Genomic DNA, 10,293 nt, shown 5'->3' on the forward strand with positions numbered 1-10,293 from the left:
AGATCAGAAGAAATGAAAGTAGGATTAATTTATACTAGCACAACACCGGAGCTTATCGAACTTGTAGAAAAAGAAGTAAAAGGACAGCTTGGAGAAGATGTAGAGTTATACAGCCTTGAGGATCCTTCTATCCTGGCAGAAACAAGAGATGCAGGATATGTTACACCGAAGGCAGCAGCCAGACTGATCGGAATGTACATGAAGGCAGTAGGCAAGGACTGCGAGGCAATGTTAAACCTGTGCTCATCTGTAGGTGAAGTTGCAGATGCAGCTCAGGATGCGGCAAAATATATCGGTGTGCCGATCGTCCGTGTAGATGAGGAGATGTGCCGTGAAGCGGTACGTCAGGGAAAGAAGATCGGTGTAGTGGCAACTCTGGCAACAACACTGGAGCCAACCAAAAACACGATTCTCCGTATGAGCCGTGAGTGCGGAAAGCATGTAGAGCTGGTTGACTGCCTGGTAGATGGAGCATTTGGCCTGAATCAGGATGAGTTCTGCGCAAGAATGGCAGAAAGTATTGAGAAGATGGCAGATGATGTGGACGTAGTACTTTTTGCACAGGGAAGCATGGCATACTGCGAGGAATATATTGCTGAGAAATTCGGCAAAGTTGTTCTTTCAAGCCCGAGATTCGGAGCTGCCGAGTTAAAGAAAGCATTGGTGAAGAAGGGAACAGTAAAATAAAATGAGTGAAACTGGGAAGAAAAAATCAGTAGTTGACAGAGTTGTGGATGGAATCGTATCCGGGATCATTTCAGGGGAATTCCAGCCCGGCTCAAAACTTCCCACAGAAGTAGAATTATGCAGACAATATGAGGCTGGAAGAAATTCTGTGAGAGAAGCCATCAAGAAGCTGGAGGCAAATGGTGTTGTCTATATTAAACGTGCAGACGGTACATTTGTCAGCGAAACTTATAATCAGAAACTGCTTGACCCCATGCTTTATCAGGTCATCCTGAAGAAAAACAGTTGGAAGGACTTTGTACAGCTTCGTGCTGTTATTGAGATCGGAACCTTAAATGTGATCCTTGAGAATGATCCGGATGAAGAGAAAATAAGAAATCTCTATGAGATTCAGGAAAAGATGGAAGCTGCACTGAATGAAAAGGAACCGGATCCAAATCGGATCATGGAGACAGATACGGAATTTCATGCAGGAATTGCGGCGCTTTCAGACAACCCTCAAATCGTGACCATTACAGAATATATAACAAGACTGACAGTTCCTTCTCGCCTGGAGGCCATCTGCAAGGTCATAAAAAAAGGCGAGGTTTCCCACTTTGCAGAGCTTCACAGGGAGATTCTGGAAGTAATCTCAAAAAGGGAAAAGGACAAGATTGTTCAGACTGTAACTGATCATTATGTATATTGGAATGGAGAAAAATTATGAAAAAAATAATGCTTTCTGTAGCACCGGTAAGTGCATCAGATACAGATATCAATCCGAGAAAAATCGCAGATGATGTTATTGAATGTTGGAAACTGGGAGCATCCATGGTTCATCTCCACGTAAGAGACGTCCATGGAAAACTCACTCCGGATATGACACTTATGGATGAAACAATCAGATATATCCGCGAAGCCTGTGACATTGTAGTTGAGATTTCCACAGGCGGTGTTTCCGACCTTACCATCAAAGAGAGAGTTCAGCCCTGTTACGCGCCGTACACAGAGGCAGTCAGCTTAAATGTAGGTTCTGTAAACCTTGGAAAGGCCGTTTATCAGAATCCCATTGATGATGTGGAATACTGTGTTGGCGAGCTGATCCGTGAAGATAAAAGACCGGAGATCGAGGTATTTGAACTTGGAATGATCAACACAGTCCATGAGCTGGATGAGAAATTCCACTTTGTAGACCCAATCCTTTTTGCCCTGGTATTCGGCCATGGCGGAGAGATGCCTGCAACAGAAAATGCACTGCGTCACATGAAAGAATATCTCTATGAGACATTCCCGGATGAGGGCAAAGTATTATGGGGATACACAGAGGCCAACCGTAAAGATCTTAAGATGGTAGGCAAAGCCCTAGATATGGGAGCTGTATCATTAAGACTTGGTTTTGAGGATTCCAACTATCTGGAAAACGGCGTGCAGTGTACAACCAATGCAGAGCTTATCAAAGCTGCCGCGGAACTCCTCCGTGAAAAAGATATGGAACCGATGACATCTGATGAAGTAAGACAGATGTTAAAGATAAAGGCATTATAAAATATGGCTGACAAGATGAAAACAAACAGACGTACTATTCAGCAGCAGATACAGGTGGCGATCATAGCCATCTCCATTCTGTCCATGCTGATCCTGGGTGTCAGTATTTTTGCGCTGACCACAAATAACATAGTGGAAAATTATCAGCAGGATTTTTATTACAGTCTACAGACTTCAGATAATATTGTGGAGCTTCAGCTTGACGGTATTATAGAGGGAATGAGAAATCTTCTTCTGAAAGACTCCTACATGAATGCTCTTTCTGAGGCAGGGGAAGAACCGGGTTCCTATTTTTCTTCAAAAGAAACAAGAATCCTGGAAAAAAGTGTAAATGAATTGACCTTACAGCAGGCATCTGTTCAGGAAGTATTATCAGTCAGCCTTAATGGAAAACTTTATATTCATTCAAAAAAGTCCGACCTGTCACAGTACACTCCGTTCTATAAGGGCGGAGAGATACTGAAACAGGTCTGGATAAAAGAAGCCCGGGATGCAGATGGAAAAGAGATCATCCTGGGCAGTAATGCGCTTACGGGAAAAAATGATACACTGTCTATAGTGAAGTATCTGCGCGGTTCCCAGGAGGGTAGCGGAGTAGGCTATCTGATCGTAAATGTATCAAAAAATATTTTCAAAATGGCATTTGAGAACAGAGGAAATTATAAGACCAACTGCTTTATGGTTATCAACGAAAACATGGATGATCCCCTTATTTATTTCCAGGGAGACGACAGCTATAAAGAAGAAATCTACAAAGCGTATGTCTCGGATCCTTCAGTGACATCCCAGACACCATATATTTTCAGTGCCAGGGAAAGTTTTGTAAATGGCTGGACTCTGGTAAGCGGTATTAAGGCAAGCGAATTAAATGCACAGAAGGTCAATGTGGGTATCCTGATCGCGGTGATGATCCTGCTTCTGTTTGGCATTGGTATGTTTGTGGCACATATGATCGCCATGAAGATCTATATGCCTCTGAAAAAACTGGAGCGCACCATGCAGAGTGTGGAAGAGGGAACACGTAATATCACGGAAGAATTTGATGACAGTGAGATCGGCCTTCTGGGACAGAAATTTAAAGAAATGGTCAACAATAATCTGGTATTAAGGGAACGTCTGCTTTATGCCAAGATCAGGCAGAGAGAGCAGGAACTGCATCTTCTCCAAGAGCAGATCAACCCGCATTTTCTTTATAATGCCCTGGATGCCCTTTACTGTATGGCCATTGTCCATGAGGAGGATGAGATCGCCACAATGGTGGCTGCTCTTTCTGACAATTTCAAGCTGAGCCTGAACAAGGGAAGTAATCTGATCATGGTAAAGGATGAGATCCAGCATATCCGCTCATACATTACCATTCAAAATATGCGCTACAAAGACAGATTCCATCTGAAGATCCAGATGGATGAAGACCTTATGGAAAAGAAGATACTGAAACTTCTTCTCACACCTTTTGTGGAAAATGCGGTATATCACGGACTGGAAACCAAAATGGGTGACGGAAATATCTGGATCACAGGTCAGGTAAATGAAAACAGGATTATCTTTACCATTATTGATGATGGCGTGGGGATTGATGATATGTCCAAGTTGGATAAAGGTTATGGAATCAATAATGTAAGAGAAAGAATCGAACTGTATTACGGTGAAAATTCAGAAGTAACGATCACAAGTGAGCCTGGACAGGGGACCCGGGTAAAGATCATTCTGGCAGAAAATGAAATGAGGATATAAGTGAAACTATGAAAAAACTGGTAGTGATCGATGATGAATATCTGACCATTGAGGGAATCCGTGTAATGCTGAAAAGGATCGGCGTGGATTATGAGATGGCAGGCTTTGCTTCAGATGGTCAGATGGCACTGGAGCTGATTGAAAATGTACATCCGGATGTTGTTTTCATAGATATTCGTATGCCCGGGCTTTCCGGCCTCGAGGTCATCGAACATTTCTACAAAAAATATCCGGATATGATATTTGTGCTGGTAAGTGCGTACAAAGAATTTGAGTATGCCCGTAGGGGAATGGAGCTGGGAGTCCACAGTTATATAGACAAGCCGGTAACTATGGACAAACTGAAGGCTACACTGGAAAAGATAGATGAAGAATTTGAAAAACGGCCCAGCAAAACAGATGTGGAGAATGAAAAACTGATCCGGGATCTGAGACTTTCCCTCAATGCTGTTGTGGAGATGATCAATGACAGCAATACGGAAAACTGGGAAGGGGAAACACGGAGGATCCAGCAGCTTCTGAAAAAAGCGAAATATGGTCTGCCGGAGTATAAAGAAGAGAGTTATAAGCTTATCACGGCTGCTTCTGCAGCTTTTTATGAGAAGTGGAAGCAGTATGAACATGATTTTAACTTCCCTCTTTTTAACAATATTGAAGAGATGAAGACAAAGGAAGAGGTAGATGAATATGTCTATCTCATCCTGCAGCGTATTTTTGAAAAGATTTCCGTGAGAAAGATCGGAAGTTCCCACAGGGTTATCACACAGATACTGGACTATATTAATCAAAATTATAGTCAGGATTTCGGCCTGAATGAGATGGCAGAGATGGTACACATGAACCATGCTTACCTGAGTATTCTTTTTAAGGATGAGGTGGGAATCAGTTTTGTGAGATATCTGACCCAAATCCGTATGGCCCATGCAAAGGAACTTCTTCTGAAGGGTGCCAAGGTACAGGAAGTGAGTGAGGTGGTAGGCTACAATAATTACCGGTACTTCTGCAATATCTTTAAAAAAGAAGAGGGTGTTACTCCTATGCAGTTTAAAAGTGGTGTCCGTAAATCAAAAGAAAACTGACAGATCTGATCCAAAGAAATGTGACAAATATAAAAACCGGATTCTATAAAATTTGGACATTTTCAAAAAAATGACGGACTATCAATCTAAAACGTAGGATGTTAGAATAAAGCCAGCTTAAAGATAACGATATCACAAAAGAACTGTATTAGGAGGTTTTGAGAAATGAAGAAGAAAGCAATGGCATTAGTCATGGCTGCAGCAACAGCAATCTCATTAATGGCAGGATCCTTAAGCGTAAGCGCAGCAACAGATCCTGACACATCAGCAGAGAAAAAGATTAAGGTTCTTTCAATCTGGGCAGAGGACAGCGCAGATGGAAAAATCCTTACAGGAATGCTTGATAACTACATCAAAGATGTAAATCCGAATTTCAGCTATGAATATGAGTATGTATCAGCTTCAGACCTGAGCACAAAGATTTCCACACTGGTAGCATCCAACGATCTTCCTGATCTGTTTGCTTACTCAGCAGGTGTTCCGTTAAGAGAGCTGATCCAGGCAGGAAAAGTTGTAAATGTTTCCGAAGAGCTTAAAGCAATGGGCGATGAGGACAAAGTCATGGACAGCGCAAAGAGTATCATGACTTCTCTTTCTGACACAGACGAGCTGTATGATCTTCCATTCGGAATGAATATCGAGGGATTCTGGTACAACAAATCTGTATTCGAGGATGCAGGCGTAGAAGTACCGACAACATGGGATGAGTTCCTTCAGGTATGTGACACATTAAAAGAAAAAGGAATTCAGCCGATCGCAACAGGCGGATCTGACAAATGGCCTACAACACGTATCGTAAATGCTTACGCATATCGTACAATGGGCGCAGATGCAGTTAAGAAAGCATGCGAGGGTGAGACAAAATTCACAGATGACGGATTTGTAGCAGCAGCTCAGATGGTAGCAGATATGGCAGAGAAAGGATACTTTGGCGAAGGTGCTACAACAGTTGATAACACAACTGCTGAAGGAATGTTATTAAATGGTCAGTGTGCAATGCTCTATGACGGAAGCTGGTTCACATCTTCCATCACAGATGAGGAGTCAAACCCGTCCGGAGAGGACAACATCGGATTCATGGGAGTTCCTGTAGTTGATGAGTCTGTAAGCGAAGCTTCCGAGCTTCCTGCAAACTGTGGTAACATCCTCTGCCTGTCTCAGGACAAATATGACGGGGCAATGGCAGGATTCTTACAGTACTTCGTTGAGAACATTGGTAACTACGCGATGGGCGAGTATCAGTCAGTACGTGGTTATACATATGATGTAGATACAAAAGATATCAGCTCTGTTACTCAGACAGTAATTGATGCTATCGCTGATGCAAAGACTTCTACCGCATGGTGGGAAGCATACATGAATGACGAGACAAAAGCAACTGCACAGGATAATATTCAGTCTGTATTAAATGGAGATATGGATGGAGCCGCTTATATGGATTCCATTGAGGAAGCATATACAATCAGCAACTAAGCTGTAAGATCAACGGACTAATTAAGAGTATTGGGAGTGGCAGAATATCAGTTATGTCATTTTCAATACTCTTTTTATGAGAAAGGCAAGGAAACAGGATGAAACATGTATTAGGAAATAAAAAGGCAATTGCGCTGTTTGTTGTTCCGGGACTGATTCTTTATGTGGGACTGGTATTCGTACCTGTAATCTGGTCCTTTGTATATTCCTTATATTCAGGAACACCGGGACTTAGCTGGAGCTTCAGCGGCCTTAAGAATTACTCAAAACTTCTGATCGACTCAAAATTCCACGAATCACTTATGGTAACGATCCGGTATATCCTTACCACTATGCTTGGTATGGTAGTGCTGGGACTGGCACTTGCCATGATGTATCGTTTCTGGCTTGTTAAATTCAAGAACCTGATCCGTACTATCACATTTTTCCCGGTAATCCTCCCGACAGTAGCTGTTGGACAGTTGTTCCGTAAGATTTATGAGATCCAGCCAAACTATGGTCTGTTAAACAGTATTCTGGATGCAATCGGTCTTCATGATTTGGTACAGCCGTGGATCGGACAGGCAAGCACAGCATTAGGGTGCTTAAGTGTCATGGATATCTGGGTGTCTGTAGGTTTCTATGCGGTAATTTTCTACGGTGGTCTTATTGATATTCCGGATGATATTATTGAGGCGGCAAAGGTTGACGGATGTAATTCCTGGCAGATGTTCAAGAACATTATCTTCCCGCTGCTCCGCCCGATCACTATTACATGTCTTGTATTTGCATTTGCAGGTACTGTTAAAGTATTCGAGTCCGCAATCGCCCTTACAAACGGCGGTCCGGGAAGTGCAACAACAACATTATCCATGTACATGTACAATGTGGCATTTGAGTACAGAAACTACGGATATGGAAGTGCGATTGCCATCGTTATTTTCCTGATCTGTATTATCGGAACAAGAATCATCCGTTTCTTTGATGTAAAGGAGGCATAAAAAATGGAAAAAAAGACAATCACTCCGGTGGACGTTATTAAAAAGATCATTATTGCACTGGTTGTAATTGTTGATGCATATCCAATATTCTGGTTGTTCACATGTGCATTTAAAAAATCATCTGAGTTTGTAACAAAGCCGTCCTTTGCGCTGCCGGAGGGACTTTACCTTAAGAACTTTTCAGAAGCATGGACCAGAGGAAACATGGGTCTGTACTTCAAAAACAGTTTGATCTATACAGCACTGGCACTTGTTTTTATTGTAATCTTAAGTATGACCATCGGATTTGCAGTAACACAGATGGAATGGAAAATGAAAAACTTCTTTGCAGACTTTTTTCTTCTGGGACTTATGGTTCCGGTTGCAACTGCACTGCTTCCACTGTTTCAGATCTACAATAATACAGGACTTACAAATACAAGACTTTGCCTGGTACTGACTTATATCGCATTTGGCCTTTCTCTTTCTATCTTCCTTGTAACAGGATATATGAGATCTCTTCCAAAGGAAATTCTTGAGGCAAGTGTTATTGACGGATGCGGAATTTATTCCATGATGTGGCATATTGTTTTCCCGCTGATGAAAAATGCTGCAGTCACTGTTCTGGTTCTGCAGTTTTTCTATAAATGGAATGACCTGCTGTTTTCCATGACATTTATCAGTGACAGCAAACTGAAAACAATACAGACCGGACTTCTCTATTTTGAGAATGAGTTCGGAACAAAAGACTGGGGTGCGATCTTTGCGTCTATTGCGATCAGCGTATTCCCGATGCTTATCATCTATATGATTCTTAACAAGACAGTAATCGAAGGTATGACAAGTGGAGCTGTAAAAGGCTGATTTTAGGAGGAAAAACATGCTTGCGGATACAAGAAAATCGAAATATGCAAAAGTAAGCGGAGCAGAATATGACCAGATCAAATGGACCGGCGGTTTCTGGAAAAATGTTGTGGAGAGCTGTGCAGAGAGTACAGTTCCCCACCTCCAGAAAATGTTCGAGGCACTGGATGCGGGACATGTAGTTGAGAATTTCCGTATCTGTGCAGGAGAAAAAAGTGGCGAGTTTGGCGGCAGTGATTTTGGTGACGGAGATTTTTACAAATGGATGGAGTCCCAGCTTTATTCTGCAGAGCAGCTTCAGGACCAGAGCCGTCTGGACAAACTGGACGAGTATATCGATCTGATCGGACGCGCCCAGGAAGAGGACGGATATATTTCCACAAAACAGATCATCGGTATGCGTAACGGTACCCGTGAGGGAAGACTGGGCGATATCAATGAATTCGAGGTCTATAATATGGGTCATCTGTTTACTTCTGCCTGCCTGTACAAGAGGATCACAGGAAAAGAAAACTTCCTGGATATCGCAAGAAAAGCAGCAGATTTTCTGGAAAATATGTATGCGGAAGCAGAGAAAAAAGGCGAGGTACAGACAGCAGTATGCCCGTCCCATTACATGGGCCTTATTGAAATGTACCGTACCACCGGTGAGAAAAAATACATGGATCTTGCACACAAGGCAATCCTGTTACGTGATTCTGTAAAAGAAGGCATGGATGACAACCAGGACAGACTGCCTCTGAAAGAACACGAAAAGATCATTGGCCATGCAGTACGTGCCACATACCTTTACGCAGGAGTTGCAGACCTCTATGCAGAAGAAGGAGACAAAGATTATCTGGATGTCCTTCACAAGGTATGGAAAAATATGGTCAACACAAAGATCTACCTGACAGGCGGTGTGGGAGCTTTATATAACGGTGCTTCTCCTTACGGAGATTTCTGGAACCATCAGCTTATCCATCAGGCTTTCGGATATGAGTACCAGCTTCCCAATGTAACGGCCTACAATGAAACCTGTGCGTCCATCGGTCTTGTAATGTGGGCATACAGAATGTTTCTGATTGAGCCGAAGGCGGAGTATTTTGATGTGATCGAGCGTGCTCTTCTGAACGTAAACCTTGCAGCCGTAAGTCTGGATGGAAAGAAATTCTTCTATGAAAATATGCTGCGCAGGGCAAAGAAGCTTGAATATAAACTGATCTGGCCTCTTACAAGAACAGAGTATCTCATCAGTTACTGTTGCCCTCCAAACCTTGCACGTATGGTGACACAGTCCGGAGAGTATGCATATACAGTTTCCACAGACAGTGTTTACACCGGTATTTACGGAGAGTGTGATGCAGCCCTTACCCTTGAAAACGGTGCATCTTTCACTCTGAAACAGAAGACAGAATATCCGTATAACGGAAAGATCATCTTTGAATTTGAGAATGTTATCTGTGATAAACCGGTAACACTGAATTTAAGAATTCCCAAATGGGCAGAAAGCGGAAGCATCAGAGCTGGCGGCGAAGAGCGTAAACTTGATAAGAGTACAAGAGAGACTTATCAGGCAGTTCATATTGAGACACTTGCAGGTGCAAAAGTTGAGCTTGAACTTGACATGCCGGTACGCTTTACCATGGCACATCCGATGGTAGAGGAGGACAGTCAGCTTATTGCAGTGGAAAAAGGACCACTGGTATACTGCATGGAAAGCCCGGATGCAGAAACAGATACACTGGATGATATCTGCATCAATATCCACAGCACATTTAAAGATGGCAAAATGGAGATTCAGGGCAGGGAGATCGGTGTTCTGGAGACAGAAGCCTACCAGATCGTCCATGAGGAGTATGATCCGGATGAACTGTATCAGTCCTTTACCGGAGAAAAGAAAAAGAGTATTCCGGTCCGCCTGATCCCGTATTTTGCATGGGATAACCGTGAATACGGAGAAATGCGTATATGGATGCCATGGAGGGAATAAA

9 protein-coding genes are annotated in these 10,293 nt (G+C 42.8%); all 9 read left to right on the plus strand.

The features are described 5' to 3' along the window. Positions 1 to 12: 12 nt before the first annotated feature. Positions 13 to 687: an aspartate/glutamate racemase family protein gene (locus V9W66_RS11030; RefSeq protein WP_144093971.1), complete on the plus strand. Its 675-nt coding sequence runs from the start codon at positions 13 to 15 to the stop codon at positions 685 to 687. Position 688: 1 nt separating this feature from the next. Continuing rightward, positions 689 to 1,393 carry a FadR/GntR family transcriptional regulator gene (locus V9W66_RS11035; protein ID WP_144093970.1) on the plus strand — a complete coding sequence of 235 codons (705 nt, stop codon included), beginning with the start codon at positions 689 to 691 and terminating at the stop codon, positions 1,391 to 1,393. Continuing rightward, a complete protein-coding gene (locus V9W66_RS11040) occupies positions 1,390 to 2,211 on the plus strand; it encodes a 3-keto-5-aminohexanoate cleavage protein (RefSeq protein ID WP_144093969.1) in 822 nt (273 codons plus the stop codon). Before V9W66_RS11035 ends, V9W66_RS11040 begins: the two co-directional genes overlap by 4 nt. Positions 2,212 to 2,214: 3 nt before the next feature. Beyond that, the gene (locus V9W66_RS11045; RefSeq protein WP_144093968.1) at positions 2,215 to 3,945 is read left to right on the plus strand and encodes a sensor histidine kinase; all 1,731 of its coding nucleotides are present in this window, start codon (positions 2,215 to 2,217) and stop codon (positions 3,943 to 3,945) included. Positions 3,946 to 3,953: 8 nt separating this feature from the next. Beyond that, complete coding sequence (locus tag V9W66_RS11050; protein WP_144093967.1) at positions 3,954 to 5,024, plus strand: response regulator transcription factor; 1,071 nt, start codon at positions 3,954 to 3,956, stop codon at positions 5,022 to 5,024. 165 nt (positions 5,025 to 5,189) lie between these two features. Then, the gene (locus tag V9W66_RS11055) at positions 5,190 to 6,497 is read left to right on the plus strand and encodes an ABC transporter substrate-binding protein (RefSeq protein ID WP_144093966.1); all 1,308 of its coding nucleotides are present in this window, start codon (positions 5,190 to 5,192) and stop codon (positions 6,495 to 6,497) included. A 98-nt stretch (positions 6,498 to 6,595) separates the two neighbouring features. Further along, the gene (locus tag V9W66_RS11060) at positions 6,596 to 7,477 is read left to right on the plus strand and encodes a carbohydrate ABC transporter permease (RefSeq protein WP_144093965.1); all 882 of its coding nucleotides are present in this window, start codon (positions 6,596 to 6,598) and stop codon (positions 7,475 to 7,477) included. 3 nt (positions 7,478 to 7,480) lie between these two features. Continuing rightward, positions 7,481 to 8,320, plus strand: coding sequence for a carbohydrate ABC transporter permease (locus V9W66_RS11065; protein ID WP_144093964.1), 840 nt, complete (start codon positions 7,481 to 7,483; stop codon positions 8,318 to 8,320). Positions 8,321 to 8,336: 16 nt separating this feature from the next. Further along, positions 8,337 to 10,292: a glycoside hydrolase family 127 protein gene (locus V9W66_RS11070; RefSeq protein WP_144093963.1), complete on the plus strand. Its 1,956-nt coding sequence runs from the start codon at positions 8,337 to 8,339 to the stop codon at positions 10,290 to 10,292. Position 10,293 lies beyond the last annotated feature (1 nt).

This window comes from Blautia massiliensis (ex Durand et al. 2017) (assembly GCF_051861785.1).
Classification (GTDB): domain Bacteria; phylum Bacillota; class Clostridia; order Lachnospirales; family Lachnospiraceae; genus Blautia_A; species Blautia_A luti_A.

Bases quoted from the DNA above. Each gene is read 5' to 3' on its own strand.
- V9W66_RS11050 (WP_144093967.1), top strand. From the start codon at position 3,954: ATGAAAAAACTGGTAGTGATCGATGATGAATATCTGACCATTGAGGGA.
- V9W66_RS11040 (WP_144093969.1), top strand. From the start codon at position 1,390: ATGAAAAAAATAATGCTTTCTGTAGCACCGGTAAGTGCATCAGATACA.
- V9W66_RS11060 (WP_144093965.1), top strand. From the start codon at position 6,596: ATGAAACATGTATTAGGAAATAAAAAGGCAATTGCGCTGTTTGTTGTT.
- V9W66_RS11070 (WP_144093963.1), top strand. From the start codon at position 8,337: ATGCTTGCGGATACAAGAAAATCGAAATATGCAAAAGTAAGCGGAGCA.
- V9W66_RS11055 (WP_144093966.1), top strand. From the start codon at position 5,190: ATGAAGAAGAAAGCAATGGCATTAGTCATGGCTGCAGCAACAGCAATC.
- V9W66_RS11035 (WP_144093970.1), top strand. From the start codon at position 689: ATGAGTGAAACTGGGAAGAAAAAATCAGTAGTTGACAGAGTTGTGGAT.
- V9W66_RS11030 (WP_144093971.1), top strand. From the start codon at position 13: ATGAAAGTAGGATTAATTTATACTAGCACAACACCGGAGCTTATCGAA.
- V9W66_RS11065 (WP_144093964.1), top strand. From the start codon at position 7,481: ATGGAAAAAAAGACAATCACTCCGGTGGACGTTATTAAAAAGATCATT.
- V9W66_RS11045 (WP_144093968.1), top strand. From the start codon at position 2,215: ATGGCTGACAAGATGAAAACAAACAGACGTACTATTCAGCAGCAGATA.